This window comes from Methylobacterium sp. 092160098-2 (assembly GCF_028920805.1).
Lineage (GTDB): Bacteria > Pseudomonadota > Alphaproteobacteria > Rhizobiales > Beijerinckiaceae > Methylobacterium > Methylobacterium fujisawaense.
The window spans coordinates 279,568-306,454 of record NZ_JAQPZJ010000002.1; the positions used below are offsets into that span (position 1 = coordinate 279,568).

30 protein-coding genes and 1 tRNA gene are annotated in these 26,887 nt (G+C 69.6%); 13 read left to right on the forward strand and 18 right to left on the reverse strand.

Going from position 1 to position 26,887, the window contains the following annotated elements:
* Positions 1 to 110: 110 nt before the first annotated feature.
* The 3 genes from PQI07_RS26610 to PQI07_RS26620 form a co-directional block, all read right to left on the reverse strand.
* Positions 111 to 1,556 carry a hypothetical protein gene (locus PQI07_RS26610; RefSeq protein ID WP_274928042.1) on the reverse strand — a complete coding sequence of 482 codons (1,446 nt, stop codon included), beginning with the start codon at positions 1,554 to 1,556 and terminating at the stop codon, positions 111 to 113.
* On the reverse strand, positions 1,553 to 2,461 hold the full coding sequence (locus PQI07_RS26615) for a hypothetical protein (protein WP_274928043.1): 909 nt from the start codon (positions 2,459 to 2,461) through the stop codon (positions 1,553 to 1,555). Before PQI07_RS26615 ends, PQI07_RS26610 begins: the two co-directional genes overlap by 4 nt.
* A gap of 178 nt (positions 2,462 to 2,639) precedes the next feature.
* Entirely contained in the window at positions 2,640 to 3,038 is a 399-nt protein-coding gene (locus PQI07_RS26620) for a hypothetical protein (protein WP_274928044.1), read from the reverse strand.
* Positions 3,039 to 3,236: 198 nt separating this feature from the next.
* Here PQI07_RS26620 and PQI07_RS26625 point away from each other — a divergent pair, with 198 nt between their 5' ends.
* On the forward strand, positions 3,237 to 3,710 hold the full coding sequence (locus tag PQI07_RS26625) for a hypothetical protein (protein WP_274928045.1): 474 nt from the start codon (positions 3,237 to 3,239) through the stop codon (positions 3,708 to 3,710).
* A complete protein-coding gene (locus PQI07_RS26630; protein ID WP_274928046.1) occupies positions 3,707 to 4,066 on the forward strand; it encodes an SPOR domain-containing protein in 360 nt (119 codons plus the stop codon). Before PQI07_RS26625 ends, PQI07_RS26630 begins: the two co-directional genes overlap by 4 nt.
* A gap of 3 nt (positions 4,067 to 4,069) precedes the next feature.
* Here the strand turns inward: PQI07_RS26630 and PQI07_RS26635 are convergent, their stop codons facing one another.
* The 4 genes from PQI07_RS26635 to PQI07_RS26650 all read right to left on the reverse strand — a co-directional run bounded on the left by PQI07_RS26635 (position 4,070) and on the right by PQI07_RS26650 (position 11,228).
* Positions 4,070 to 4,477 carry a hypothetical protein gene (locus tag PQI07_RS26635; protein ID WP_274928047.1) on the reverse strand — a complete coding sequence of 136 codons (408 nt, stop codon included), beginning with the start codon at positions 4,475 to 4,477 and terminating at the stop codon, positions 4,070 to 4,072.
* Positions 4,478 to 4,488: 11 nt separating this feature from the next.
* On the reverse strand, positions 4,489 to 5,100 hold the full coding sequence (locus tag PQI07_RS26640; RefSeq protein ID WP_274928048.1) for a hypothetical protein: 612 nt from the start codon (positions 5,098 to 5,100) through the stop codon (positions 4,489 to 4,491).
* The gene (locus tag PQI07_RS26645; protein WP_274928049.1) at positions 5,097 to 9,473 is read right to left on the reverse strand and encodes a bifunctional RecB family nuclease/DEAD/DEAH box helicase; all 4,377 of its coding nucleotides are present in this window, start codon (positions 9,471 to 9,473) and stop codon (positions 5,097 to 5,099) included. The genes PQI07_RS26640 and PQI07_RS26645 overlap by 4 nt, the downstream gene beginning before the upstream one ends.
* 126 nt (positions 9,474 to 9,599) lie before the next feature.
* Positions 9,600 to 11,228, reverse strand: a complete 1,629-nt coding sequence (locus tag PQI07_RS26650) for a pentapeptide repeat-containing protein (protein ID WP_274928050.1) — start codon at positions 11,226 to 11,228, stop codon at positions 9,600 to 9,602.
* Between the two features lie 115 nt (positions 11,229 to 11,343).
* On the opposite strand from PQI07_RS26650, the gene PQI07_RS26655 reads away from it, so the two are divergent.
* Positions 11,344 to 12,381: a COG3904 family protein gene (locus PQI07_RS26655; protein ID WP_274928051.1), complete on the forward strand. Its 1,038-nt coding sequence runs from the start codon at positions 11,344 to 11,346 to the stop codon at positions 12,379 to 12,381.
* A 3-nt stretch (positions 12,382 to 12,384) separates the two neighbouring features.
* Here PQI07_RS26655 and PQI07_RS26660 read toward each other — a convergent pair whose 3' ends face one another.
* The gene (locus PQI07_RS26660; RefSeq protein WP_274928052.1) at positions 12,385 to 13,017 is read right to left on the reverse strand and encodes a hypothetical protein; all 633 of its coding nucleotides are present in this window, start codon (positions 13,015 to 13,017) and stop codon (positions 12,385 to 12,387) included.
* 154 nt (positions 13,018 to 13,171) lie between these two features.
* Here PQI07_RS26660 and PQI07_RS26665 point away from each other — a divergent pair.
* A tRNA-Ala gene (locus PQI07_RS26665) sits at positions 13,172 to 13,247 on the forward strand.
* Positions 13,248 to 13,314: 67 nt separating this feature from the next.
* Complete coding sequence (locus PQI07_RS26670) at positions 13,315 to 13,677, forward strand: hypothetical protein (protein ID WP_274928053.1); 363 nt, start codon at positions 13,315 to 13,317, stop codon at positions 13,675 to 13,677.
* 7 nt (positions 13,678 to 13,684) lie between these two features.
* Here the strand turns inward: PQI07_RS26670 and PQI07_RS26675 are convergent, their stop codons facing one another.
* The 3 genes from PQI07_RS26675 to PQI07_RS26685 form a co-directional block, all read right to left on the reverse strand.
* The gene (locus tag PQI07_RS26675) at positions 13,685 to 14,596 is read right to left on the reverse strand and encodes a cobaltochelatase CobT-related protein (RefSeq protein ID WP_274928054.1); all 912 of its coding nucleotides are present in this window, start codon (positions 14,594 to 14,596) and stop codon (positions 13,685 to 13,687) included.
* Between the two features lie 10 nt (positions 14,597 to 14,606).
* Positions 14,607 to 15,422, reverse strand: coding sequence for a hypothetical protein (locus tag PQI07_RS26680; RefSeq protein ID WP_274928055.1), 816 nt, complete (start codon positions 15,420 to 15,422; stop codon positions 14,607 to 14,609).
* Positions 15,423 to 15,515: 93 nt separating this feature from the next.
* Complete coding sequence (locus PQI07_RS26685; RefSeq protein WP_274928056.1) at positions 15,516 to 16,556, reverse strand: HD domain-containing phosphohydrolase; 1,041 nt, start codon at positions 16,554 to 16,556, stop codon at positions 15,516 to 15,518.
* A 224-nt stretch (positions 16,557 to 16,780) separates the two neighbouring features.
* On the opposite strand from PQI07_RS26685, the gene PQI07_RS26690 reads away from it, so the two are divergent.
* The 3 genes from PQI07_RS26690 (at position 16,781) to PQI07_RS26700 (ending at position 18,318) form a co-directional block, all read left to right on the forward strand.
* Positions 16,781 to 16,978, forward strand: a complete 198-nt coding sequence (locus PQI07_RS26690) for a hypothetical protein (RefSeq protein WP_274928057.1) — start codon at positions 16,781 to 16,783, stop codon at positions 16,976 to 16,978.
* 125 nt (positions 16,979 to 17,103) lie between these two features.
* Positions 17,104 to 17,598, forward strand: coding sequence for a hypothetical protein (locus PQI07_RS26695; protein ID WP_274928058.1), 495 nt, complete (start codon positions 17,104 to 17,106; stop codon positions 17,596 to 17,598).
* 69 nt (positions 17,599 to 17,667) lie between these two features.
* The gene (locus PQI07_RS26700; protein ID WP_274928059.1) at positions 17,668 to 18,318 is read left to right on the forward strand and encodes a hypothetical protein; all 651 of its coding nucleotides are present in this window, start codon (positions 17,668 to 17,670) and stop codon (positions 18,316 to 18,318) included.
* Between the two features lie 175 nt (positions 18,319 to 18,493).
* Here the strand turns inward: PQI07_RS26700 and PQI07_RS26705 are convergent, their stop codons facing one another.
* Positions 18,494 to 18,883 carry a hypothetical protein gene (locus PQI07_RS26705; protein WP_274928060.1) on the reverse strand — a complete coding sequence of 130 codons (390 nt, stop codon included), beginning with the start codon at positions 18,881 to 18,883 and terminating at the stop codon, positions 18,494 to 18,496.
* 61 nt (positions 18,884 to 18,944) lie between these two features.
* Here PQI07_RS26705 and PQI07_RS26710 point away from each other — a divergent pair, with 61 nt between their 5' ends.
* Positions 18,945 to 19,460 carry a hypothetical protein gene (locus tag PQI07_RS26710; protein ID WP_274928061.1) on the forward strand — a complete coding sequence of 172 codons (516 nt, stop codon included), beginning with the start codon at positions 18,945 to 18,947 and terminating at the stop codon, positions 19,458 to 19,460.
* Positions 19,461 to 19,464: 4 nt separating this feature from the next.
* On the opposite strand, the gene PQI07_RS26715 is transcribed toward PQI07_RS26710, so the two are convergent.
* Both PQI07_RS26715 and PQI07_RS26720 read right to left on the reverse strand, forming a co-directional pair.
* A complete protein-coding gene (locus PQI07_RS26715) occupies positions 19,465 to 19,794 on the reverse strand; it encodes a hypothetical protein (RefSeq protein ID WP_274928062.1) in 330 nt (109 codons plus the stop codon).
* A gap of 51 nt (positions 19,795 to 19,845) precedes the next feature.
* A complete protein-coding gene (locus tag PQI07_RS26720; RefSeq protein WP_274928063.1) occupies positions 19,846 to 20,673 on the reverse strand; it encodes a hypothetical protein in 828 nt (275 codons plus the stop codon).
* A gap of 498 nt (positions 20,674 to 21,171) precedes the next feature.
* On the opposite strand from PQI07_RS26720, the gene PQI07_RS26725 reads away from it, so the two are divergent.
* The 3 genes from PQI07_RS26725 to PQI07_RS26735 all read left to right on the forward strand — a co-directional run bounded on the left by PQI07_RS26725 (position 21,172) and on the right by PQI07_RS26735 (position 23,633).
* Positions 21,172 to 21,765, forward strand: a complete 594-nt coding sequence (locus PQI07_RS26725) for a hypothetical protein (RefSeq protein WP_274928064.1) — start codon at positions 21,172 to 21,174, stop codon at positions 21,763 to 21,765.
* A gap of 211 nt (positions 21,766 to 21,976) precedes the next feature.
* Entirely contained in the window at positions 21,977 to 22,993 is a 1,017-nt protein-coding gene (locus PQI07_RS26730; RefSeq protein ID WP_274928065.1) for a hypothetical protein, read from the forward strand.
* A gap of 145 nt (positions 22,994 to 23,138) precedes the next feature.
* Entirely contained in the window at positions 23,139 to 23,633 is a 495-nt protein-coding gene (locus PQI07_RS26735; RefSeq protein ID WP_274928066.1) for a hypothetical protein, read from the forward strand.
* Here PQI07_RS26735 and PQI07_RS26740 read toward each other — a convergent pair.
* The 4 genes from PQI07_RS26740 to PQI07_RS26755 all read right to left on the reverse strand — a co-directional run bounded on the left by PQI07_RS26740 (position 23,630) and on the right by PQI07_RS26755 (position 26,395).
* Positions 23,630 to 24,154: a hypothetical protein gene (locus PQI07_RS26740; protein WP_274928067.1), complete on the reverse strand. Its 525-nt coding sequence runs from the start codon at positions 24,152 to 24,154 to the stop codon at positions 23,630 to 23,632. The genes PQI07_RS26735 and PQI07_RS26740 overlap by 4 nt on opposite strands.
* The gene (locus PQI07_RS26745) at positions 24,151 to 24,735 is read right to left on the reverse strand and encodes a metallophosphoesterase (RefSeq protein ID WP_274928068.1); all 585 of its coding nucleotides are present in this window, start codon (positions 24,733 to 24,735) and stop codon (positions 24,151 to 24,153) included. The genes PQI07_RS26740 and PQI07_RS26745 overlap by 4 nt, the downstream gene beginning before the upstream one ends.
* Positions 24,732 to 25,553 (reverse strand): hypothetical protein, encoded by an 822-nt coding sequence (locus tag PQI07_RS26750; RefSeq protein ID WP_274928069.1) that lies wholly within the window; start codon positions 25,551 to 25,553, stop codon positions 24,732 to 24,734. The genes PQI07_RS26745 and PQI07_RS26750 overlap by 4 nt, the downstream gene beginning before the upstream one ends.
* A gap of 386 nt (positions 25,554 to 25,939) precedes the next feature.
* Complete coding sequence (locus tag PQI07_RS26755) at positions 25,940 to 26,395, reverse strand: very short patch repair endonuclease (protein WP_274928070.1); 456 nt, start codon at positions 26,393 to 26,395, stop codon at positions 25,940 to 25,942.
* A gap of 174 nt (positions 26,396 to 26,569) precedes the next feature.
* Between PQI07_RS26755 and PQI07_RS26760 the strand changes: the two genes are divergently transcribed.
* Positions 26,570 to 26,884, forward strand: coding sequence for a hypothetical protein (locus PQI07_RS26760; protein ID WP_274928071.1), 315 nt, complete (start codon positions 26,570 to 26,572; stop codon positions 26,882 to 26,884).
* Positions 26,885 to 26,887: the final 3 nt, after the last annotated feature.

Consider the following 26,887-nt stretch of genomic DNA (forward strand, 5'->3'; position numbering starts at 1 on the left):
CGCGCCGAGGGCCGTTGCTTTTCACCGGTCCAGCCTCCGACGATTTTCTGTTCCTTTGTGGATTGCCCATGACGTTCGGCCGGCACCCGCCGTACCCGTCTTTCCTCCGCCTACATCCCGGGGTTTCGCCATATCGGTCGGTAGGCGGCCGGCATGGCGAACGCCCCGGCGTAGGGTAGACCGACGGCGACCTGCGGGATCCCGGGGTCGGCATTCTCGATCTCCTCCCGAGCCAGGATATCCCGTTCGCAGGCGGCACGTGCGAGGATGCGCCACCCGAGCGCCAGCGCGCCCCGCGCCTCCGATGCTCGGGGATGGCTGTTGGGGATGGCATCGAGCGCAGAGACGAGGAGACCGGTTCCCGAGAGGACCGTCTCCAGGCGGTCGGCATCGAGGGCGGCCAACGCTTTGGCCACCGCAGGTCCCGCCGAGATCCGCTTGGCGGAGAGCGCGAACCACGGTCGGTGGCGGTCGGTCAGGATCATTTCGAGGTGATCGATGCGCCTCGGGCGACATCGGAGGATGGCGCCAGGGTCCCGGAACGCGCGCCGCGCCCAGTCCGGGAGGGTCGCGGCCGCCTCGACGATCGGCAGATCGCACGACGGATCGGCCATTCGGCGGTAGGCCGCCCCGATCAGCCCGGCAGGGGCGAACAGGTTCCTCCAGCAGACCGCCCCTGGCCCCGCGCCCGACGCGAGGCGCCGGATCGGATCCTCCTCGGCAGCCAGCGCGGCATCCAATCCGTGCCGTACCGCATCTATCCCGGGGGCAACGTCCGTGCCGGCCTCGATCGCGTCGGACAGGCGGCCGAGCAGCTGCACCAGCAGCCGGGCTCCCGGCCCCCTGGGATCGAGATCCGGGACGCCGTAGGCGGCGGCCCGGCCATCGCTTCGGATCTCGTGGGCGAGCTCCGCACGCGTCAGGGACCGGAAATCCAGGATCGGATGCCGATCGACGTCCATGCCGGCGTCGGCTGCGGCGGATGTCTCTAGCATGAGCCTGTGGTGCCCCTCGGCGGTCAGGGGATTGCCGCCGAGGGCCTGCACAGCTCCGCTCCTCATCAGGGCCGCCGGATCGAGCAGGTCGGCCGCCCGGCGCCACGGGCCGCCCATCCCGGAGAATGCCTGGGCCAGGGAGAGACGCATCTCGATCGCCGTGGACACCTTCGCGGAGTGCGAGAAGCCTTCCGAGAGATCCATGAACACGAGGACCGCCTTGGCGGCGCGACCATGGCCATCACCGCCCGATCCCGCGACGAGCAGATCGCCCGGATGTCCGCCGCGTTCGAAGAGGCGCGGCACGGCATCGGGATCGATCGGCTCCAACGCGAAGGCCTGCGCGGGCGCGGCCGGCGGACGGGCCCCCTCGTGGAACGCGCCGCCGAGCTTCAACGACGATTTGTCCCAATCGACGCAGACGGCGAAGAGACGGGCGTCCTCCTCACCGCCTCCGGGGGGCACCGCGACCACGAACACCGGGCGATGCGGGAACGCGCCGCGCGGGTAGGCGATCGCCGGATCACCGATCTCCGGCATCTCGAGGTCGACGGCGATCACGGCGTGGGCCCCCGCATCGCCGCGGCCTGCCGGTCCATGATCCGGCGGGCGTCGGGGCAGGCCTCGACACCGGGTTCCGGCCATGCCTCCAGCTCCAGCTGATCCGTAGCCGGAGCGGAAACGTAGAGACCGGGCGAAGCTGCGAGGAGGTCCGGCGGTTCGGGGCTGCCGACATGAAGGTCTCCGAACTCGAGCATCCACATCCAGCGGCCAGGCCCCACCCTCGCGATCACGCGGGGCGCCTCGCCCGACAGGGGCCGGAAGAAGGGGTCGTCGGCCAGCCGGGCGGCGAGGTCGAGGACCGCGCGTTCGCGACTGCCGCGCGTCCTCTTCGGGGATGTCGCCTCCGGCTCCCGAGGCCGCGACCTGGGCGGCGCGTATGCGTAGCGGGGCGGCGGACCGTTCCGGTCCGGCTCCGACCACCGCCTGCGCACGCCGATCTCCCCGGGCTCGGGGAATCCGAGCTGCCGAAGCGTCTTCTCCTGCGCCGGCGTCACCTTCCGGCCGAAGTACTCCGACGTGCGGTACGAGTCCGCATGCACGCGCACCCACCCCTCCCCGGCGAGCTCCTGCACGGTACGGTGCAGGAGCGCGTACGCGATGTCGTCGTGCGCGTAGAAGCGGCATCCGTAGAACCGCCCCGCCGGCGTGATCCAGCCCTGATCGGACCAGGGGTCGAGAAGGAACCGCAACGCGTAGTCGCGCTCGAGGAGTGCGATCTCGCGGGGAATGGCCGCCAGGAGGGCGCGATCGTTCGGGGCCTCCACGACCGCGAGCGGGCGCGCTTCGGCGTACGGCTTGCGGCGAGCCTTGAAGTCGATCCAAAACGAGCCGGACCCGTCGATGCCGAGTTCGCACCAGCGCGGCATGGAAGAGCCGTCGTCGACGAGATAGTAGGCCGGCATCGAACGCTCCTTGCCGATACCTTAGAGCGGGGCGACGCGAGACGCGATGGTCGACGCATTGCCAGAACGGCAGGCACGACCAATCGAAGGAACGTCCGGCCGCCGTGGTCCGGATCCGCCTCTGCCCGGCAGGGCCTTCGCGACGCCTCCGGCGTCGGGAAGGCCAAAGGCCAAGCCATTAGGGGGCCGGCGCGGCATCTCCCGGCAGGACGGCCGAGACGGTCATGTGCCGCATGACGTCGACGAGGGCGGGAACGTCGGAGACACGGACGGCACGCGTCTCCTCCAGAAGGGCCACGACCGCCTGCAGGGCGGCTTCGCCCGGCTGTACGGCCCACGCCTCCCGACTCCAGGGTTGCCCGTTCGCCCCTCGTCCTTCGACGATCCAATCGCGGCGCACCCCTTCGGCGATCTCGAGACCCGCGAAATGGCCCGACGGATCGGATGCCCGGGCGGCGGCCGCCGCGGCGGGCAGGACCTCGATCAGATCCTGCAGGGTGGGTTCGTCGGGAAGCCCGATCTCCACGGGAACGTCGACGAAGATCCTGCCTTTGGCGTGCACGACGTTCAGCAGCATCGACGTCTCCTCGGCCGGCATCCGGACATGCCCACCAGCGAGCCTGCTTCCGGCGGCCGCCAGTCGCAAGTTGTGGACGCCGGCGGTTCGGAACCGAAGATCCCGGACGCCTACACGGTTGTGGCCCGGCCGCGGAAAGGTGAAGTTCACTCCCCGCGGCGTAGGCTGCCGCCGCACCCGATCATGAGGAGGCCGTCGATGGCTCGCGACACGGATCTATCGCCCCGAAACCGCCTTCCGGAAGCACGGCCGGTCCTGGACATCGAGGTCGAGCACGCGAGCGGCACGGAGCATTTCGGTCCGAACGAGCAGATCATGGCCTTCGTCGTCGGCCCCGAGATGGTCGCCGCCTGGAAGCCGCTCGATGGCGTCGTCAGCGTGATCTCGGGTGCGCCGGCGATCATCGTGCGCACGCACGATCTGGAGATGCCCCTGACCGTGGACGAGTACGCCGGCCTCGTCGGCTGCGAGCTCGAACCGCACGAATTCGAAGCCCTGCTGGCACGTTACGGCAGCTTCTTCGAGATCCACGACGACTTCTACGATCCGGAGACGGGCGAAGCTTGGCAGCCGAAGGGCCTTCGTCGGCAGTACCGCACGGCCGTCGCCGCCCTTCAGAGTGGTCTCGCTCCGACCGACGCGCCCGGCATCTTCCCCGGTCCGAAATCGTGAAGCCCGGGCCCCGACTGCTAGGGGGCGCGCTTCTGGTCGTGGCCGGCCTCCATGCGGCTCGACCCACGCCTGCCTCGGCTCTCGACGAGGGCATCTGGGTCGTCGCGGGCTCGTTCAGGAACGCCGACAACTCCAACTTCCAGACCGAAGCCGTGGCCCGCGCGACGGCGGCGGTGAAACGGTGCGGCCTGCAGCCCTTCAACGACTTCAGCGGCAAGTTCGGGTTCGCCGAAGGCTACGACGTCGTGGTGGTCGGCCCCTACCGGACGAGACCGGAGGCCGACCGGATCCTGGGACGCCTGCGGCCCTGCGTTCACGACGCCTACCTCAAGCGGGGCCGCTACCTCGGGGAGTGAACGTCAAGCCGCCGGTGCCGGGACCTCGGCGAGACCGAGCGCGTCGCGGAGGTCGCTCTCCAGGGCATCCATGTCGATCGGAGCGGCCAGCGCCCCGCTGTCGTCGGCGAGCCGGAGGACGAGCGACTCCTCCCCGGCCGCGCCGAAATACTCCGGCGGACCGCCCCATTCGTCCACCACCTCGTCCTCGTTCGAGGCGCCCGCGGAATCGAAGAACGTGTCGCCGACCTTGAGAAGGACGTGGTCGGCGTACTCGGGATGATCGCCGTCGACGTAGTGGTACTCCCCGAGGTCTCCCAGGGCGTGGTTCAGGGCAACCGCGAAGCGCGCGCAGTTGCCCATGGTGCCGTCGTAGCGCCCTTCGGCGGCGACCTTCGCGATGGCGGCCGCGATCCGATCGGGCTCGATCATGGCGGACCTCCTCAGGCCGCCGGGCCGGCTGCGGAGGGCGCGGCGTCCTCGATGCGCCGTTTGAGCACGCCGATGATCTCGGCGAGCGCCTCGAGCCGGACCGGGATCTGCCCCGGATCATCGTCTCCGGTCAGCAGGGCGCCCTCGACGACCTGATAGAGGGGATCGCTGCGCCGCCCGGTCGAGGATCCGATGTCCTCGGAGGCGGCGTATGCGGAGCGCAGCGCCGACTGCAGGACGGGATGGCTCATCTCGTCGGTGAGCGCATGGTCCGCGAAGGCTTCGGTCGCCATCAACAGGGTGGGGCCGTCGCAGGCCACGGTGGCGTCGAGCAGACCGATGCCGATGCCGAGCCGATGCAGCGCTTGGGCGAGCGCGTTCCGTTGAGCCAGGGCCTGCTCCATGGTGGAGGGGCGGTCGAGAACGAGCATGGCGGTCGCCTTTTCGAGATGAAACGGGGGATCGGAGGTGTCAGGGGCGCATCGAGCGGGTCTCGTCGACGAAGTCGGTGGACGACGTCGTCCGCTGCCAAGGCGATTTCCTGCGATCCACGTCCATCCGACGGTAGCGGGCCGGATCGAAAATCGCGAAGGAACGGCCATGTCGTGCGCGGCGTCGGTCACTCGGCAGCGACCAGCCGCTCGAGCGGGATGCCGGGTTCGTCCCGCGCCGATCGCGCGGTCCGGATCTCACAACGATCCAGCCCGGCGGCCCGGATCGGTCTCGAGACGGGAAGGTGCCGACCGACGAAGTTCTTGAGGAGCTTCGATCCTCTGAGGACCGCGAGCTCGCGCGGCAGGTGGTCGGCCATCCCGCGGCTCATGACCACAATCATCTTCGCTCTGGCGCGCGAGACGATCACGTTGAAGCGGTTCAGCCCGAAGAGAAACTCCTCCTCAGCCGCGATCTGGTCGGGGTCGCCGATGCCGAAGCTCGCGATCATCGCGGCCTTCTGCTGCCCCTGGAACCGCTCGACCGTGTCGACGGCCTTCGCCATCGCCTCGCGGTCGACCTCGGGCGGCATGATCGCGTCCAGCCGCTCCAGGATCGCCGCCTGCTGGGCGCGGTGGGGCGTGACGATGCCGACGCCCTCCCGGAAGAAGCTCGCGCCGTCGAGGAGGATGCCCGGGTTCTCGAGCGAGTACATGCGTCCGTAGAGTTGGCCGACCAGCCCCGCCACGAACGCCGCCTCGGCCTCGTTGCGCTGGCTTGAGAAGGCGTCGTCGTGGACGACGGCGACCAGGGGCTCCTCCGGATCGAGGATCCTTTCGACGTCGGTCGAGCCCGCCGCCGGCGGGGCGAGCCGTATGCGCAGTCCGGTCTCGTGGGAGCGCAGGTCCGGTCCATACCCGGCCTCCCGGAAGAAGCCGACGATCTCGGCGTTCGACCGGTAGTTCACGTCCAGCATCGTCGGGAGGATGCCGGTCTCGGGCACGCCGGTCCTGTAGAGCCGGTAGAAGTCGTAGATCGAGCCGACGAGATGGGCCGCGCCGTCCGGCGCTTCGACCGGATGGATGGGCGGCATCTGCAGGTCGTCGCCCACCACGACCAGGGAAGCCCCCGGCGCGAGCGCCGTCAGCGCCACCATGGCGTGCGCGACGTCCATCTGGGAGGCCTCGTCCACGAGCATGAAGTCGATCAGCGGGGCCCGGGGAGCATCCTTGTCCTCGGCGGCGATCTTCACGAGCCGGGCGATCTGTTCGGCCGTTCCGGACAGCACGACGTGGCGGGATCCTCCGTCGAGATCGGCGAGCAGCTCCCTGGTCGCCTTGTCGTCCTTCGAGCCGCTCGGCGCCAGCATGTGGGCACGGAGCCGTTCGTGGACGTCGCCTGCGCTCGCCCGGGAGGAGGCCAGCCGCACGTGACGCACGGTCGGCCCCAGGCCCGCCTCCTCCAGCGCGGCCGGCATCTCGGCCGCGACGTTCTCGATGGCGACCCAGGTCGGTCCGGTGATCGCGATCCTGAGCGGACGGCCGCGCGCGGCGCCGATCAGACCCTTCAGGAGCGCCACCGCCGTCCGGCTCTTGCCGGTGCCGGGCGGGCCCCAGAGCAGGCTCAACCGGCGTTCGACGCCGGCGACGACGCCCTGCCGCTGCCGCGGCGTCAACGGCCGCTCGCCAAGGCCGTCGAGGAACGCGAGCACGTCCGCTCCGCTCCTGCCCGTCGGTTCGGTGGCCAGGACGTCGGCGTCCCAGACGAAGCGGTCGGCAGGCACCGCCGGACCCGATCGCGTCGACCGCCGCAGGGCGACGTTCGAGATGCCGCGTCCGAACAGTGGCCGCGACACGGATAGAGGCGGAACGCCGAAGCTGCGGAGAGCCGGCTCCAGGCGGGGGCCGACGAAGAAGTCACGCGCGATCGGGTCCAGTATCCCGCCGGCGCCGGACGAGCCGTCGAAATCCAGGCTCCAGACGCCGATCTCGTGCAGGATCGTCGGCAGGCCCTCGTCGTCCTCGACCGCGACCACGCGCCGTCTCCGGTCGAGCGCCAGGATGGTCACGTTGCAGTTCGCGCGCAGCCGCCTGGAATCGCGGACGAAATCGTCCTTGATCCGCTTCGAGAGCTCGGGATGGTCCTTCTTCAGCATGCGGAGCGTGACGTGCTGCAGGTGCAGATCGTCCTCCGGCATGAGGGAGAGGTTGAAGTCGCCGACCTTGATCTTGGCCTCCGACGACGACCCGCGGAATTCGAACAGGTGGATGCGCGGTCCGTCCGGCACGCCGAGTTCCGCCAGCATCGTGCCGCGTTCGGGGCCTCCGATCCGGCGCAGGAGCCGCATGCTGCGGTACCGCGCCTCGCGCTCCTGGGGCGACATCGCCATGGCCAGATCGACGTCCAGGGATTCCGCCGCCTTCATCAGCCTGGCGTGCTGGCGGATGATCTGGCCGTCGTCGCTGACCCCGTCGAGCTTCGACTGGTCGTGCATGATGCTACGGATCGTCGGAGCCTGGGACGAGAGCGTCTCGTCCAGATCGTCGGTGAGCCGGCGCACGATGGAGAGCATGGCGTCAAGCTTGACCAGGACGGTCCGGCGGATCTTCTCGCCGTGGGCCTCCCGACCCATGGTCTCGACCAGACGGCTGCCCGACCAGACCTCCAGCCCGCGCTCGGACGGGATCTGGTCGGAGAGGGGGTCCCGGAAGAGGGTGCTGACCGGGAAGCGGCGGGTCGGCTTCGCGAGCTTCAGGACCCCGACCATCTGGTAGCGCGCGGCGACCTCCAGGATCGAATAGTGGTGCGGGATGTCGACGGCGAGGAGCCTGACGGCCTCCGATACGATGGTCACGGGCGAATTGCGGCTGACGTTCCGGGCGTCCTTCAGGAGCTGCGCCGCCGGAAAGATCCAGGACATCGGCGAAGCCGAGACGCCCTCCGCCGACGGCTCGCGGACTGCATCGAGATGGCGCCCCATCAGCCGGGAGAGGTGGTCGAACGAGTTCCGGTCCCAGATGTAGAACTGGACCGTCGGGGCGAGCCGCTTCGCCTTGTCCTTGGCGGCCCTGCCGAGGGCGCGCTCGCGCCCTTCCAGGATGATCCGCTCCGCATCCAGCAGATCCGTCTGCAGCCGCGCCATGAGCCGGGCGAACACGCGCCCCTCCTCGCGCACGTCCTTCGAGCCGACGATCTCGACGACGTCGCGGGTCTCCGCGGCCATGCCGCCGGAGACCACCACGAGCTTGTACCCGAACGCGAAGGTCAGCCCGCTCGCGACGTCGTAGTCGACCGAGAAGGCCACGCGCGCGTCGGCCCACTTGGGGAGCACGGCCGAGGTGCCGGCACGATCCGCGACGCCGATCGTCCGACCCTGGGTCAGAGCCTCGGCCCGGTGCCGCAGCACCGCGCGGCCGGCCTTCAACGCCTGATGGTCGTCGTAGGCCGGATCGTCCGAAGGAAGGGCCGCGAAGGCGGCGACGTCGTGCACGCCGCGCCGGGCGAGCTTGCCGCAGGCGCCGGCCGTCATGCCGGGAACGCGGCTCAGGTGCCCCTCGCGTTCGGCGCGGTTCCAGCAGTAGTCCCCCCTGCCGCCGTCCGGCACGTCGGCCGGGGGCGGCGGCGCGGGGTCTTCCGGATCGTCCCTGGTCCAGGCGAAGCCGAGCCAGTCGCAGCCGCTGCAGCTCCGCCCGACGTGCCAAGGCAGCGTCCGCCAGTCCTCGACGGCCAGGACTTCGGGCAGATCGGCGGAGAGGAAGCGCCGGACCCGGTCGACGACAACCTCGGCCGGCAGGATCTCCAGGCTGCCGAGCCAGGCGCGCTCCGCCTCGGCCGCGTCCGGCGGAACGCCCCCCGCCGCGTCGAGCATCGTCTTGAGCGCCGAACCCTCGTGGTTGCCCGGCCAGATGCCGGCATCGGCCAGGACGACGAAACGGTCGGCGAGCCCGCTCTCGGCCAGCCATGCATCCAGGGTCATGCCGTAGTAGGCCAGCTCGGCGAAATGCGCCGGGCTCGGCTCGCCGGCCAGCTTCACGTCGACGATCCTGAGGCCGAGACGACCGTCCGTCGACGGCGCCTCGACGATGTCGCCGTCCGCGAGGATGACGCGCCGCGGTCGGGAGACCGGAGGTTCGACGGCCACGATGTCGGGCCGCACCCGGGCATAGCGCATTCCGCCGGGAACGCGGGCCTCCAGGCCGAGGAGGCCGTGGGCCTCGCGGAAAGTCCGCACCACCTCGAACTCGGCCTCGATGATGAAATCGCCCGCCTCGGCGGTCGGCAGGTAGTCGGCGAGGGCGATCTTCTGGAACGCGCGCTCGTCGTCGGCCTCGACGATTTCAGGACCGAAGAAGACGCGTCCGGGGAAGACGTCGTAGAGTTCCCTGAACGCCGTCCGCTCGTGGAGCCGGCCGTGGGCGACGAGCAGACCGGGGTTGCGGGTGTCCTTGGCGGGAACGCCCGCGCGCAGGCGGGCCGCGTCGCCGGGGTACAGCTCGTTGCGGAGCCGCAGCCGGCACCCTCCCTGCACGAACTGGGAGATCGCCTTCTTTCCGAGCCGATACAAGCGCGGTTCCTTCGATTCGGCCCGACCGCCGGCGTTCAAACATCCGCCGCGGGCCGGAAGCCGTCAAGCTACCGCGCCATTCCTTCATCCGGCCGAACGAAGCCGTGACAATCCTAACGATCCGCGTCACCGGGGGGCCGGCGCGAGCTCCGGTTCGGCGTCCGGGACCTCGATCGCGTCCGCAGCCTCGAACGGCACGGGTTCGCGGCCGGCAGGGCCGCCGCACGCGTTCCTCGGACCGTCCCAGACGCTGCCGTCGAGCACCGCCACGGTGGTATCGTCCTTGAGAAGGACGGCCGGCCCGACGGGATTGCTCACCCGGCGCGCGACGTGGTCCACGACCAGGAGACTGCCGTCCCCCCCGGCTTCGAAGTGGTTGGTGAACCAGTGCTTGGCGATCGGCGTCAGGCCGTGATCCGCGAACAGTGCGGCCTCGAACGCCTGCCGGGCACCGAACTCGCCGCCGGCGAGGGCGGACGGCGGAACGACCCCGACGGTCGTCGGGGCGCCGCGACGCGACCAGGTCACGGAGCCTTCCAGGTAGACGGCGGTCGTGGCGCCGTCCGAATGCAGACGGAGCGCGTCCGGCGCCTCGCCCGGAGGGCCCTGGCGCACCAGCACGGTCTCCGCATCGCCCCGGCTTCCCGCGAGCCGGGGGCGGGACATCTCCTGCAACGCGAGCGCGAGATGCCGCCGGTCGCAGAAGACGACCTTGATGCCACCGAGGGACAGGGCTGAGAAGGCGGCGCCCCATCCCCGCGCGCCCGCCTTCTCGCGGGTCGCCGCGACCGCCTTCTGGAGCGCGTTCGTGCCGCCGCTCCACATGAGCGTCGCTACGTCCTTCGCGGCGACCCCGGCCTTGGCGGTGCGATCGAGGACCTCGGCGACGCCCAGGACGAGCTTGTCCATGTGCGGCTGGACGTAGTCCTTGATCCTGCCGCCGACGACGGTCCGAAGGAACAGCGGAAGCGTCGTCATCGCGATGACGGACATGCCGCTGCTCAGAAGGTCGAGGCCGACCTTCGCGTCGACGATGTTCGGGATGACGGCGAGCGCGGCCAAGCTGCCGAGTCCGCCGGCCGCCCCGACCGCCGAGGCGTTCGAGGCCCAGCCGAGCCACGTGTCGCGCCGAAGGGCCTTCATCGAAGGGCAGATGGCCGCCTTCGGAGAGAACTTGTTACCGACCGCCCTCGCGCCGAGCGCGCGGTCCGGGCGATGGCTGAGGGGCAGACCGCCGTCGGAGGAGGTCAGGTCGGCCTCCCGGAAGTCGTTGCCGTAGAGTTCCGCATCGGCGAGCCGCACGTCGCGCATCACGGCCCGCTGGAAATGCGAGCCCTTCACGTGCGCTCCGGCCATGTCCGCTCCGGCGAGATCCGCATCGTCGAAGCGGGCGCCGACGGCGCGGAGATCCAGAAGCCAGGTCCGCCGCAGGGACGCGCCGCTGAGATTGGCGCCGTCCGCCTGGACGGCCTCGCACACGGCATCGTCGAGACGTGCGCCCTTGAGCTTGGCCCCGACCAGGGAGGCGCCACGCATCGACGCCTCGTCCAGCAGGGCGTGACTCAGATCCGCGCCGTCGAGTTTCGCTTCGGGAAGAGATGCGCCGCGCAGGTCGAGCCGCGATAGATCGAGCCCCGAGAGATCGGCGCGGCGAAGCGACTTGCGGTGCCGCACGAGGTCGGCGACGAGCTCCCGCTGATCGAGCGAAGGATCCTCGGCCAGCACGGCACCCGAGACGTCCCTGATGACCGCCATGTCGAATCCTTCCGCAATCGAGGGATAGTTGCAGAAGGGGATGCAAGCCGAAAGGCTCGGCCATTGAAGGGAAGTGGCGCGTTCGATACCTTCCCGAGTTCAGCGGGAGAGGGCCTTGCGACGTTTCTCCTCGGTCCTGATCGGCATCTTAGCCGCCTCGTGCTCGCTCCGGGCGGCCGCGGCCGCTCCCATGACCTTCGACGTCGTCGAACCGACCTACTGCATGGGCTGCACGCTGGTGTTCGCGCGGGGCGACATCGACAGCGATACCGCGGAGATCCTGTCGGCGGAGGCGGCGCGGCGCGGCCTAGGGCGGGGCACGATCCTCGTGCTGGATTCGCCCGGCGGGCGTCTGCTCGGGGGCCTGAAGCTGGGGCGGGCGATCCGGCGCCTCGGGTTCGACACCCGCATCGGCCGCCTGGACGAGGCGGGGCGGCAGTCGGACGGCATCTGCGCATCGGCCTGCGCTCTCGCATTCATCGGCGGGCGCCGCCGCGACGTGTCGCCCGGGTCCCGCTTCGGGGTGCACCGGTTCTTCTTTCCGGGCGGCACCCGGACCTACGACGAGGACGAGCTGGGATTGCTGCAGGAGCTGACCGGGCAGCTCGTGAACTACGCCTCGAGCATGGGCGTCGACGCGCGTCTCGTCTCCCTCGCCACGTCCAAGGCCGACCTCGAGGTCCTGAACCCGGACGAGCTGCGGCGCCTTCGGGTCGTCTGGAACCCGAACACGTTCTCGCCGTGGGAGGTACGCACGTTCATGGGCGGTCTCGCGGCGGTCTCGCGCTCCGCGGACGGGTCGGCCGATCTCAGCCTGCTCTGCGACGAGACCGGCACACGCAGGGCGGTCCTCGTCCATCGCTTCGAAGCACCGCTGACGGGACGCGAGGTTGAGATCTACCGCCGCTGGTTCGCGTCGCGACGGAGCGTCGAGCTCTTCGGCCGCGAGATACGGCTCGCGGGCGCGGACTTCTCGGCCGAGCCGGGCGAGGTGTATCTCGCGCTGCGCCTGCCCCGGGACTTCCAGCCACGGCCGGGCGCCTCCACGAAGCTCGTCGACGTCTCGTCCGGCGGACGCATCGACTACGCCACCGGCGGAGAGAACCTCCTGCCGGCAGCGCACGCCGCCTTCCGGAACTGCGTCGTCCGCTGACGCTCAGGCCAGGATCGCCGTCGCGAGATCCGCCAGTCTCCTCCCGAGGGAGAACCGCTCTGCGACGTCGAGCACGATGGCGGTCGCGACGAACCAGATCGGACCCGGCAGGAACGGGATGACCAGCCGCACGAGTTGGGGGGCGATCGGCTCCCGCAGCCGCAGATCCGGCAGGCGCGCGAGAGAGACCCCGAAGCCGTAGATCACCGAGGCCGCGCCCAGCGCGAGCAGGAACTCGCGCGAGAAGGGGTAGGCGAATGCGGCGTTGACCGCGACCAGGCCGCCGCCGGCGGCGAGCACCAGCACGGCTTCCGCCAGCCCGTCGGCTTCGGCGTAGCCGAGCGCGCGCAGCACCCTGGACGGAAGGATCATCAGCGGCACCGTCATGGTCTGCAGCACGCAGACGAACAGGGCCACCGAAGCGGTGCCGACCACCGCCGGCAGCAGAGGTCCGCCATGGAAGCCGAAGCCGAACGCACCGAGCATGGTGGCCCAGAGGACGGGGATGCCGATGGCGGACCGGGCCAGATCCAGCATCTGCCCGTCGTCCAGCAGTCCCTCGTCGCGACCGACGGCCCGCGATGCGAGCCTGCGCACGGAGACCGCGATCGGCTCGGCCGGATATGTCGTCGCCATCCCGTCTCCCCCTGCATCCGCCAACGAAACAACCGGCGATACCCGTGGTCCGGTTCCCCGAAGGAACGGCGGTACGGGCCCAGGCTGCGGTTGACAGGGGCGCCGTTTGGGGGCTGTTGAAGGAACGGGGCGGCCATCGCCCCTTCCAGGATGTGGGGCCTTAGCTCAGCTGGGAGAGCGCGTGCTTTGCAAGCATGAGGTCGTCGGTTCGAACCCGTCAGGCTCCACCATCCCCGAACCGAAGCGCCGGACGCGTCCGTACCTGCCGTCGACGTCCGCCGACCTGGAGGCGCCCCGATGAGACCTTCCTCCGAACGCCTTGCCGAGCTCCGATCGGGTCTGATGGAGATGAGCGAGCGGATGCGAAAGGTTGCCCGCGGCTACGCTGCGGAGATCGGCGAGGCGGGGCACCCGGTCACTGCGGCCGACGCCATCGACCGGACCGAGGAGATCATGGTCCGCCACCACCACCGGATGAACGATGCGCTGTCGGCCGACGCCCTCGCAGGGGCCGAACCCGAACGGACCGCAGAGGCGATCGAGATCTTCGAAGGTCTCGTCCGCGACTGCGAGACCGACCTCCGTGCTCTAGACGGGCTCGGTCCGGTGGTGGAATCCGTACTGGGCACGACTGCGCGCGAGATGCGCACGCTCCAGTAGCGGCGCGTCAGAACCGGGGCGAAGGTGCGGGTTCCGGAACGAGGCCGAGCGCAGCGACGACGGCTTCGGCGGCCGCGGCGGGATCCATGTCCTCGCCGGGGGGCGGCATGTAGGTCGTCTTCGGAAAGAACTCCGGCGTGGCCGCATCGCTGCTCGTCGCCACCGCCTCGACGATCACCCCTTCCACCGCGGCGCGGCGGATCGCCCGGGTCAGATCGGCTACGACGAAGGCCTCGCTCTCGGCATGGAGGGTGGCGTCGTCGATCGGGGTCGCGTCGCCCACCGCGACGAGCACCCGCTTCGAGGGGCCCCGGGTGGCGAGACGGTCCAACGCCCAGGCGATCGCCTCGCCGTCGAGCCCCTCGCGCATGTACGGAGAGCGCATCATCAGATCGAGACGCTCGCGAGGGGCGGGCGAGCCGCTGGTCCAGGCCTCCTCCGTCTCCTTGTGGACGACGTGCATCAGGTCGGAGAGCCGGCCCGGCGATTCAGGCCTTCCCGCCGCCAACCACCTCTCGCGCGACAGGCCGCCCTTCCAGCGCAGCGTCGAGAAGCCGAGCACCTCGAAGGGGACGCCCGCCCCTTCGAGGGCGAGGGCAAGCCGGTCGACGCACTGAACGACGGCATCCGACTTCCGGCCACGCAGGTTGCCGGATTGATCGACCAGGATCGATACGACGATGTCTTCGCCGCCCTGAAACCGGGGCAGGGCGACCACGGCCGCGTCGTCGAGCAGGCGCGGGCCGGGATCGCGGGAGAACCCCTCGCGCTCGTAGGGCAGCGCCGCGGAAGCCCGCCGTTCGACCGCCGCCGCGAAGGCCGGAAACGCCGGGTCGAGCACAGCGGCCGACGATCCGACGAAATCGAACTCGCGCGTGAAGATCCGGGTCCCGGCCTTCTTCGGAACAGGTGCGCGCATTCCGTTCACCTCAAGCCGCGGCATGGACGGAGGTTTTGGCCAAGGCCTGCGCGGCGGCTTCGGCGGCGAGCCGTGCCCATTCCACGGCAGTCGCGTCCGGCGGCGATCCGTCCGCTCTTGTCTGCCCGAACCAATCGCCCCTCAGGCGGCCCTGGGCGGCAAAATGGACGGTGTGGACGAAGGTGGTCGCGTCGTCCCCGTAAGCCACGGCGTTGATCCGCCTCCAGGAAGTCGGAGCTCCCCGGGCTTCCCGGACCAGCATCTCGGCCGCATCGACGTAGTTGCCCTTGGAACCGGTGCCCATGAGGACCACGAGGCGCGTCGGAACGGGTAGCCTCCCGAGATGGCGACGGGCACAGTTGCCGGCGATCCGGAGTCCGAAGTCGTTGGAGACGAAGCCCCCCAGCATGTCGCCGCCGGTGCCCTTCCAGACGGTGCCGTCGAAGCGCTCGACGGTGCAGCGGACGAGCGAACCGAAGGCGAACCGCCCGTGGCGATCGGAGATCATGTCGTCGACGACCCGCGCCATCGCCGCCGTATCCGCGAGCGGCGGGATCACGCCCAGGCGCGCCAGGATGCGACCGACCCAGACCCGCTGTCCCTTGAAGGCCACGAGGTCGTGTTCCGTCCGCTCCAGAGCGCCTGCCTGCGTCGGCCCCTTCGAGAAGCCCAGGACGAGCACCTCCGGCTGCGCGGAGCCCCAAGACAACGGGTTGGCCCTGATGCGCCAGTCGGGGGTGCCGGCGGCGACCGTGTCGAATTGGGAAGCCGCGGCGTGGCAGATGTCGCAGGCGATCCGGCCGTGGACGGGCAGAAGGTCGGTCATGGTTCTCCGTGGAAGGGCAGCGGCAGGCGGATGCGCCCCCGCGACGAGGAAGCGTAGCCGCAGATCGCGCAAGCGGGAAGGCGCGACGCGCGATCAGGCGGCGGCGCCGAGCCCGCGGGCGGCATAGAGGGGGGCGATCTCCTGCCAGCCGTCGACGAAGGCCTGGACGCATTTCGGGTCGAACTGCCTGCCCGAATTCTGGACGAGGTAGTCGAGCGCCTTCTCCGACGGCCATGCAGTCTTGTAGGGCCGGTCCGAAGCCAAGGCGTCGAAGACGTCCGCCACCGCCGCGATGCGCCCGGACAGGGGAATCGCCTCGCCGCTGAGGCCGCGCGGATACCCCGTTCCGTCCCATCTCTCGTGGTGGGACGACGCGATCTCGGCCGCGACCTGGACGAGCGGTATCGTGCTGTCGCGCAGGATCTCGTAGCCCTCCTCGACGTGGCTCTCCATGATCCGGCGTTCGTTCTCGTCGAGGCGGCCGGGCTTGAGCAGAACCGCGTCGGGCACGCCGATCTTGCCCACATCGTGCATCGGGGCGGCGCCGTGGATCAGGCGGACCGTCTCGTCGTCGAGACCGAGGCGGCGGGCGATCACCCGCGAGGCCTCCGCCATCCGCACGATGTGGTTGCCGGTGTCGTCGTCCCGACGCTCCGCCGCACGCAGCAGGCGTCCGACGAGTTCCTCGGCCTGGCGTTCGATCATGGTCCTCTGCTCGGCGACCAGACGATCGAGGGAGGCCTTCTCGTCGCGGAGCGCCTGCTGCGCGGCGACGAGTGCCATCGCGTTCGTGATCCGGACGCGGAATTCGCGGTTGTCGAGGGGGCGGCAGAGGTGCTCGTTGGCTCCCGCGTCGAAGGCCCGATAGCGGACCTCCCGTTCGCCGGCCATGGTGACCATCATGATCTGGGTTTCTGAACCGTGCAGCGCCCGGTACCGCCGGATGAACTCGATGCCGTCCATCCCGGGCATGCGGTAGTCGACGACGACGAGGTCGACCCTCTCCCGCTCGGAGTGGGCCAGAGCCGCGCCGGGATCCGCGAACGAGGACGGCTCGCAACCTGGGATCGCGCGGAGGATCCGAGCGAACACCGCAAGGTTGGATCTGTTGTCGTCGACGACCAGGACCTGCATGCCGAACCCGTTGGTTGCGGGACGGTTGTCGCCCCCTGTTCCTTACGTCCTCGTTAAAGGAATGCATCGGCCGTGAAGGTATGACCGACGCTCGGAGCGGTCGTTAGCCCAACCTTAACAGTTCCCGTTCATTTCTATTGGATACGGATGCGTCCGTGATCTGGTCGGCTCGTTCGGAACCCGGCGTCAATTCGGCCGTTCACCGCGACGCAAGGAGGATCGCCATGCTGCGGCACCCCTACACCATTTCGGCGGCCGCGTTCGTCGCTTCGCTCCTCGTCGGGTCCCTTGCCCTGACCCTGGCGGTCGCCCTTCCCGTCGCAGTGCCGTCCGGTCTTCTCCCAGAGCCCGTGCAGCAGGCGGCCGACAATCCGTCGCGGCAGGTCCGGGTCGTTCTGCAGAGCCCCTGGGAGGCCCAGTAGGCCCGGCAGCCGGCCGCACGAGACTCCCCGTCGCGAAGGAACCGCGCCGCGGGCGCCGCTGCAGGACCGGCTTCGTCCTTTGGTCTTGCGAACCCCGCGGCTAGGCTTGGCCACGGAGGTTGATCATGTCCAAATTTCTTGTCGCGGACGAGAACACGTCGCTGTGGGGGCACATCTTCCCCGACCAGCGTGAAAGGATGACCCGGTTCGTCTTCGAGATGGAGACCGCCCTTCTTCTCGCCGTGCAGATCGAGACCGGCCCGGTCGCGGGCTGGCGGGACGCGACCCCCGCCGAGCTGCTCGACGTTGCGGAGGATCTCGCCACCAACCGCCCATTCGACGATCCGGCAGTATGGGATCTCGCGGTGGTGGACTCGGCGCCGGCATGGGCCGAGCAGACCGTCGCCGTAGCCAAGGCGGCCTACGACGCCATCTGCGAGGAGACGGCCCGCGCCGAGAATCTCGTTCCGGATTCCGCGATGGAATATGACGAGTGGCTCCGGTGGTGCGGCCTCGACGACAGTTTCGTGGGCGATCTCCAACGCGGCATTCCCGGAACCCGCGACAAGTACGAGGCCTCCGCGCGTCTGGCGGGATCGATCTCCGCTCCGACCCCCTGAGGGTCGGCGCTTGCAGCGCGCCGGGCCGTCCGTAAAGAGGTCCGCTCCTGAAGCGGGCTCGGGGCGGCCATGGCGGCGAACCACGCACTGGACGACAATCAGATAAAGGCGCTCGCCGCCGCCTGCCTCCAGACCCGCTACCCGGAACGGAACCGTCTGATCGTCCTCCTGGCCGCCGATGCCGGTCTCAAGCCTGCCGAGATCGTCTGGATCCCGCGCGAAGCCGTTCTGACCGATCGCGGCGTCCTGGGCGACCATATCGATCTGACCGCCAAGCCGGGCAGGAAGCTCGTCGCCCGCAAGATCCCGATCGTCGTCCGGGGCCGGCTCTGGAAGGCGATCGATGCCGTACTCGCCAATGCGCCGGGCACACCGTACGACCCGCTCATCATCTCGGAGCGGGCGCTGGACGGGGGAGGCGCCACGAAGGATCCGGGATCCGCGGGCCTGGAACGGATGCGATCGAGCTCGATCAGCTTCCTGTTTTTCCGGCTAGCCAAGATCGCCGGCATTCCGGACGATGCCGCAGCGCGACTGGCTCGGAGAGCCTTCATCACCAAGACCGCGCGGCAGTGCCGTAGCGTGCCCGGAGCGACGCTCCGAGACGTCCAGGCCATGGCCGGTCACCGCTCCCTCGACCGCCTCCAGCACATGATCGAGACCGATCAACAGGCCCAGCGGCGGATCGTGGATGACCTTTTCGACGGGTCCGACGGCTGACGGCGCCTGGGTCCAAGTGCCGGGCGCTGTACATACAACCCAGTTCTATTACCGCGTTTTCAACTGGGTCGTAGCTGAATCCCAAGATCAGGACGGCCATGCGGAAGTGCCGCGGAACCCCGCCGTCGGACAATCGGCGATGCGCACGCCGCCGACCGTTCGACGGCGGGACCGATCAGGGTTTGGGCGGGGAGGGGGCGCCGGCATCCGCCGCCTGAAACGCCTTGGCTTCGTTGGCCCGCGCGACGACAGGGACCGCCCATGCGCGCACGGCCTCTTCGAGCGTCCGGTGCAGGCGGCGGACCCCGGTGATCTCGAACTGGCCCGAAGCGGTGGGCCGTATCGTGCATCGGCCGACGGCGCCTTCGCGAGCGTACGCGATCCATTCGTATTCCGGCACCTGGACCATCGAGTGGCCTCGGCCCCGCATCGCCTGACGGGAGAACTCGTGCGCCGTCGGAAGCCTGTTGCGGCTGTTGTGGCGCGCCTCGACGATCACCACGGTCCCGTCGACATCCAGCCGTGCGTTCCAGCCGTCACGGAATTCCGGTCCCTCGACGCGCATGATACCTCCTGGTCCGGGATCGGGTTTTGCGGTTTTCGACGCATGACGCCATCAATCCGGGATGCGCCGTCTACTCATCGTCGTACACCCCGGATCCTGCTGCGGCAGCGCCGACATGAATTGCGGCGACGAGGCCGCCGCGTCCATACGTACCGCCCTTGCCGAGGATCTCGCGGACTGGGCCGGCGGGATCGCGGTGATCGACGGGGATCTCAGCAGCCAGCTGCGGCAGCGGGCCTATCGGGACTTCGGGTTGTCTCTCGAGAGCGCGCTGCAACGAGCTGCCGAGCATGGACTGACGGCGATTAGGATCCGCGGCTGCAGCATGGAGGAGTTCGACCAGACCCGGGCGGCGGTCGTGCTGGCCGACAATCTCGCCCTCGCCGCCGGGGGCTGGACCGTCGAGATCACCGGGGCCTGGTACGAGCCGGGCGGTGGTGACGGCTGCGTGAACTCCGTCGTCGAAGCGCTTGAGACCGTTGGTGTTTCCGTCACCGTACGTCCCAGCGCGGCCGTGCTCGATCCCGAAGATGCTCCGATGGACGAAATGTCCTCTAGATCAGCGCCTTGCGCCTGACAGCTCAGTATTTGAACGAGGTCGCGGCCCGGGAGCGTGCTTCCAGCTCCACGTCGACGCATGCCCCGAGTACGAAGTACGAACCCGGCCCAGTCCAGGAAGAGACCTTCTGGCAGGTGGTCCGGACCTCGTCGGGCAGACCGGCCCACCGCTGCTTCAGGCGGTCGTAGCTCTCCTGCTCCTGGTCCTGGCAGGCCGATCTCGCGAACGCCGAGTTGCCGAGCGCGCCCGAGGCGGCCGTGCACAGGGCAGCCACGTCGTATCGTGGCAGGGCTTCGTCCGCCGAGGCGGAGGTCGTCGACAGCAGGGTCGCGATGAGGACGATCTTACGCACGGGAGCACCTCGCACCCGAGCCTGGCAGAACGCGGAGGCGATTTCGAGGGGTCAGGCGGCCGACGACGGCGTGGCGCGGAACTGCCGCTCCGGAGCCGGATCCAACCGGTCACGGTACATCATGTCGAACCGGTCCAGGACCTTGAGGTTGTTCTCGTAGGTCGCGATGTCGACCTGCAGCCGGCGGCGGGCCCGCAGGACGGTCGCCGCCTCGACGAGATCCGGATGGTTCCTGCGCACGACCTCGGCGAGTTCCAGCAGCGCCGAGCGGAGCATCGGAGGAACCTCCTCCTTCTTCTCCGAGGCGAAGATGTTCACCAGCTCGATCGCCGGCTCGCGCCCGTGCTCCAACGGCAGGGCCGCCGCGAGCTGACAGATCTTCCCGCTGACCGTGATGGAGCCGCTGAAGCCGCCACCCTGGACGGACAGCTCGCCTTCGGCCGGGGAGACCCATAGGGTGCCGCACCACGAGTCGAAGCGCCGGGCGAGGACGGATTTCTTTTCGTTCGGAAGCGCCGCCAGATCGACCCGCGCCCGCCGAAGCATGACCTCGTTCTCCTGCTTCCGGACCGCGATGTCCTTGATCGCCAGCGGCAGGATCGAAGCCTCCTGCTTGAGCATGAAGGTCGAGGAGGCCTTGCGGAGCGCCCGGACGATGTTGTCGCGGCTGACGGGTTGGGCGATCCGAGGGTTCTCCGGATAGCGGACGACCTCAAGCGGTCCTACGAAGCTCTCCCCGTAGTAGGTGAACTCCATGACGGCGTTCCACTGGTAGCCTTCGTGTTCGAGGTGGTCGCGCGCCGGCGAGGCGATCACCGAGCCGCGCTGGCTCACGAAGACCCGGATCGGCCCGTACTCGGATTGGATCACGACGGGCATCGGCCCGCTCGGAATGTGCGCCCGAAGACGCGCGTCCGTGCGCACCACGCTGTCCCGTCGAACGACCACGTCGTTCTGCCCAACCGCTTCGGTCATCATTCTCCCCGAAGGAACGGGTGCTGCGGGGGCGCGAACATGCCCTCCTGACCGAACGGATCGTTCTCGACCTGCTGCAACCGTCTACGTCCCTGCCGCTACGACAGAAAATCCACGTTCATGCGATCGCGGACCGCTTGGAATTGCTTTGTCACGGTCGCCATCCGGGGGTCAACCCGACGTGAACACCGCGCAATCCCCACTTCTGGGGGCCTCGGCGACGAGCGCCCCGACATCAGACTACCGCATGGAGTTTGCTCGCGTCATAGGCTACTCATGCGAACATAGAGTGAACCTGCCCGAGGGTTAATGCTCCGAGAAGACGACGGTTGCAGGCGCGATGCCGGAATCCCTTCGCCCGAGCAGCGCATAGCCGCGTTGCGCGCGGAAACGGACGCGGGCTTGAGAAACGACCTCGACCGCGCCGTCGAAGGTCTGGCGGCGCGCGTCGTGGCGGTGGAAACCGCAAAGTCGGCGTTCGACCGCGCGATCGGCGTGCGCCTCGATCGGGAGGGCCGCCATTGGACCGGCATCGCCCAGACCGCCTATGCCGCAGCCCTCGACGCGGCGGACGCGGCCGGCGGAGGCGCACCCTTCGTCGCCTCGCACGCCCTGCCTTCGAAGCCCGTCTTCCAGGCGGCGGCCGGCGACGGAATGATCTCGCTCCATCCCGGTGAGGGTGGTCGTCATCGCATCGAATTCCGACTGGCCCCCGCCCTCGAGCCTCTGGCATCTGCCACCGTGGAGCAGCGATCCGGCCGCGGCTGCATCCTGATCGAGGACGGCGAGAGCCCGGCGCTCTCAGCGGCCCGCGCGGCGATCGAGCAGGCCGTCGCCGCCCTGCTGGCGGATCCCTGGCGGGCCGCACTCTCGGAACTCGTCGACCGGTGCGTCGAGGCCGCGCTCTACGCCAACGTCGTGGTCAGCCGGCGCATCGAGCAGGAAGGGCAAGGTACGGCCGGAACGTCCGCGACTCTTCCGCTCCTTCGCGGATGACCGTACGATCGACATCGGAACTGGACGACCAATGCCGTCACGCACCTATCATCCGCTCTCGATACGCACCGTCTTCCCGGGTCATTCCCATCTGGCGGATCTCGAGGAACGCGCCGCGGCCCGCTCGGGCCCCGCTCCGGTAGCGGCGGACGTCGACGCGTACATCCTTGAGATAAGGCGTCTCCTTCTGGCCGGGAGCATCGAGGGGGGAGTGCCGATCGATTCCTTCCTCCTCGACCGGGTCGCACGGGACGAGGCGCTCAGGCTCTCCAGGGCGCTGCAGTGGGCGAGAAGCGGCAACCGGATCGTCCGCGTTCCCGCCGGCGGGCCGCCCGGTGGGACTCGCCGCGGCGACATGCGCGTTGGCGGCATCCGACTTCCCTCACCCTGCGTCTACGTCGCCTTCTCGGACGACTTCCCGGCGCCCGCCCCGGAGGCGAGGATCGCCGGCATTTATCTGGGGGAGGGCGGTTCGCGCGAGGCCCTGGCCGCCGGCTGGGCGGAATACGTCTGGGCGCTGGTGATCTGCGAAAGCCGCTCCGGCGACGTCCTGGGCAGCGCGGCCGCATCCTGGCACGCCACCGTGCCGACCGACGACCCGGATCGGACGATTTCCGAAGCGTTGAGCCACTCCTTCGCATCGGAGGCCGCATTTCCCGCGCCGTTCGCGTTCCGGGACGACGGAGCCGGTCCTTCGGAGGAATGGCGTGCCGTTCTGACCGAGGCGATCGAGTGCGCCCTGATGGCCGCCGCCATGGCCTCGGTCGCAGCCGTAATCCCTCGGGTCCGCGTTCCTCAAGTCGAGCATCTGCCCGACGACGCGTCGACGACCCAGGATGGGACGTCCGACGACGAGCCGGCCGGGATCCACTCGAGCGAGGCCACGCCTCCAGCTGCGCCGGCGTGCGGACCACGCGGCATCGCCGACATGGTGTTCGGTTCGGATGCTCCCAGGTCCCGCAACAGATGGCTGGTGGACCGGGCACCCCTCCAGGTCGACGGCCGGCACCCGGCGGGTCGCGTCACCTCGGTGACGGCCCAGCGAAGCGCCCGCCGCGAATCCGGCGGGTACGATCGCGGAGAGCATCCGCGGACCTATCACAAAGGCACGGATCGGGAGTTCACCCGCATGGTCAGAGCCCATCCGGTCAAGGGCGGACGGACGGCCGGAGCGACCGAAACGGTGCTCGTCGACAGACTCGATCCGCAGTACGCGACGACACCCTGACGGTCCCATTCGATAGGGACCCGAGCCGTCGCGGGACGTCACAGCCGCGCCGCCCCTGCTCGTGGCGAAGGAATGGCTGGACGCGCTCCGAAATCCGTGTTCCATCGGAAGGAGTGAATTCCGACCGCGACCGAAGGAGGTCCCGATGTCTCCGCCGAACATCCTCTCCCGATCCTCGCTCGCGGTCCTGATGCTGGGCTGCTCGATGGGCACGGCCCTCGCCGGCGAGCTCACGCGCATCGCTCCTCCCGATCCCCGCGTCCGGACGGACGACGGCTATGCGGCCAACTACCGGTCCTGCATCGACGGCACCGGCTGCGACCGGCAGCTGCTCACCGTCACCGACGAAGGCTTCGTCCGGCAGGCCGAGTACGAGGGCAATCGCCGGGCCTGCGAGACGGGCAATACGGCGGCCTGCAAGCCCGGCCTTCTCGATCGCGACGACCGCGCCCGCATCGCGGGCCTCGGCACGGCGCCCGGCGTGTTCCCGCTGGCCAGCCCGCTTCCGCCGGAGCCGATCGCGCCGCCGCCGGTAGTCCGCCGTCGCCATCGCCACGCGGCTCCGGGCGCCTCGTTCGCCTATCGCCGCCCGGCACGCGCCGCGCGCCACTACTACGTCCGCCGGGGTCGCCCGGGCTAGGGCCGCGGCCCGCCCCCGAACTCCGGAACCGCCGCGGGGCGAACACGCGCGGGCACCCTCAACCCGGCCTCGACCGCCCGCAACACGACGCTCCGGTGTGCGGCGGCGTGGGCCGCATGCCCCGCCGCCGAGAAGCCCAAGCCGGTCGCGTTGTCGTACGCGGCCCTGCCGAGGCGGGCGACGAGGCAGACGATCAGCGGCGTCGACAGTCCGCGCCCCCGATGCTCCTCGTCGATCCAGAGCTCGCCGCCGGCGTAGAACCCCACGGTGGTGCCGGTCGGATTATCGATCAGCACGGCGGTCGGAGGCTCCCAGTCCTCGTCGGCGACGAGGTGCACGCCGTAGAGGCCGTCCGAGGACGTCCAGGCCGCAGCGAGATCGTAGGGCGCTTCGAAGTAGAGGTCGTACCCCCCGTCGTGCCCGTCTATCGTGAAGGCGGATCCGACGAGGCTCGCCGGCCCGAGGAACTCCTCGAACGTGCGTCCCCAGATCGCGCGCGGGATGGGAAGTGCCGTGGTCAAAGGCCCGCCTCGCCGCCCGACGCCGAGGCGTCGCCATCCACCTCGTCCTCCGGCTCTCCGAACGGGAACTCGGGAAGGGATCCGGCCCTCTGGATGACCTCGTCGACCGACGCGGGCGCGAAGCCCCACGCGTCGACTCCGACATCAAGCGTGTTCCGGAATCCGGGCATGCGGTTGTGCGAATGGCCGTACGCGTGGATCGCGCCGCGCCGGATGCCCGGCCACGTTCTCAGAGCGTAGTGGAACAGGCTGAAGCGCCGGTTGCTGGCCGACATCGTCAGGATCCCCTGCGTGACCGAGGTCCAGGGAAGCGCAAGGGTCGCCGCGTCGTCGTGGTTGCCGGGCACGAGGTGGATCGCCTTCGGCTTGGTCAGACGATTCCAGATCGTCCTAAGCCGCGCGGGAGGACACTTATGGGCGAAGTCGCCCAGGTGGTAGACGACCGAGTCCGGCCTGATGCGCCGGTTCCAGTTCGCGATAAGCACCTCGTCCATCTCGTCGACGCCGGCGAAGGGCCGGCCGGCGTTCCCGATGATTCCGGAATGGCCGAAATGCTGATCTGCTGTGAGGAAGACGGTCATCGCGCGCCCGGTTCGTCGCCCCACTTGTGCACGCTGCCGGGCGACCCGCAATAGAAGCGGCCGCCGACCCAGGCCGGCCAGGAGCTGCGGGTCGAGCAGATGCCCGGTTCGGCCTCAAGGAGCGTCAGCGTCCGCAGGGCCTCGTCAGCATCGATGCCGGCCGGCACGGTCGCGACGAAGACACCGACGAACCGCAGCTGGGTCCACAGGAGCGGACGGCCGGACGGGCGTACGGCCTCGACATGGTCGGGCCGGGTTTCGAGCTCGATCCGATCGACGGCATCGACGCGGACCTCGCCGAAGCCCCAGCCGGACCAGAGCAGCTCGTCGGGAAGGCCCGCGATCTCGCGGACCGTCAGGCCGAGAGCCTCGTCGCTCGCGCCGAAGTCGGGACGGGCATCCGGTGCGCCGTGGAACGCCGACATGGAGAAGGGCAGGGCGAGTTCGCGGCCGGCCTCCATCGGCCCGTCGTGGCTGTCCCAGACGTGGCGGCGGAGCACGGACCAGTCGGTACCGACGGTCTCGGCGTAGTCGCGCCGACCGTACCTGAGTTCGCCGGGACCGGCCCGGAGCCCCCTCTTGCGGCAGGCTCTGACCCGCACGTGCAGCGAGCTCGCCGGCGTTATGCGGAACCGTTCAACCATCTCCGGCGCGGCCTCGAGAGCGTACCGGAGATCGGTATAGGTGGTCAGGGTGTCGACGCGCACGCCCTCGTGCCAGAGTTCGATCGTCCCGCTGTCCTGCTCGATCACGTGGATCGTGCGCGTCGAACGGGCGACGACCTCCTCGCTGAACTCCTTCAGCACGGTCTGCGGCATGTTGCGATCCCTTCGTCTCGACGGTCGGGGACGAAGGAACAGCGGAACGATGCGCGACGCAAGGATCGGGACGCGGAATGGTTAGGGGCGTCTTCGTCGATCGGGATCGTCGACGGACGCCTCGGCGTCGGACCCGATCTCCGCCGCCGGCAACTGCGGGGCTTGAACGGGCAAGAGGACCGGCGTCGGAACGGCGGTCCTCTTGAGAGCCAGGCCTATGGCCCGACGGCTGTGGATTCGGATGTCGAAGCCGATGCGGACGACGGGAGGGGCGAGCGTTCGACGAAGACGGGCGTGGGCGCCCAGGACCTCGATCGTCGACACGTGCGCCATGGGCTCTCCCCTACGACGCGACAAGTGTCCGTCAGCTCGTCGCAAACGGCAAGTCATTCCTTCGTCGATGCAGGCACCGTTCCATGTCCCGGCATCTTTCCGGCCGGCCCCAGGAACTCGCGCAGCGTGGATTCGAGCCGCAGCTGATCGCGGATTCCGCATTCCCAGACGACCAGGACCCTCCAGCCGGCCTGCTCGAGCCGGTCCTGGGCCTCGCGGTCCCGCTCGACGTTGCGGGCGAACTTGCCCGTCCAGAAGTCGGTGCGCGTCTTGGGCGTGCTCGCCTTCGCGCAGCCTTCGTGTCGATGCCAGAAGCAGCCGTGCACGAAGATCACGGCCCTGCGGGCGGGAAACACCAGATCAGGCCGGCCGGGGAGGGACCTGCGATGCAGCCTGAACCGGTATCCGAGTCGATGGGCGGCACGGCGCACCGCCATCTCGGGAGCGGTGTCGGTGCCGCGTATCCGGCCCATGAGGGCGGACCGCGCCGCCGGCTCCAGCTTATCCATCCGATCCCGGCATCAGGTCCAACGGCCGTTCCAGTCGGTTCAGGTGGGAGGCGCGGGCCGGGCGTCAACCGACCGGCGGGCGAGGGGCGGCGCAGGCTTTCCTCTTTCGTCGCCGCGGATCAGGCTCCAGACGCGGCGGACGACCATGTCCCGACCCGCGACCGGAGCGGCAGCGTGAGCACCTTCGTCCGATCGACCCTCGAACGACCCTGCTTTCCGACCTTCTGGCGGGATTTCGGATCCGCCGTGCTGGAGAGCGGCGACGGCCTGGGGCGGGTCTCGGCCGAGAGCCTGTACCGCGAGGAGGCCGAACGCCTGCGCCTGGAGATCGGGGAGGGCACCATGATATCGACGGCGGAGGGCAGCGTGCCCGTCGATCTGATCGACGTCGACGCCACGATCGCGGCGCGGCTCGTCGAAGGAGCCCGGGACGCGTACCGGACCGGGCTCGACTGGACCAGCGACCGGGCCTACGCGCCCCGTCTCTGACAG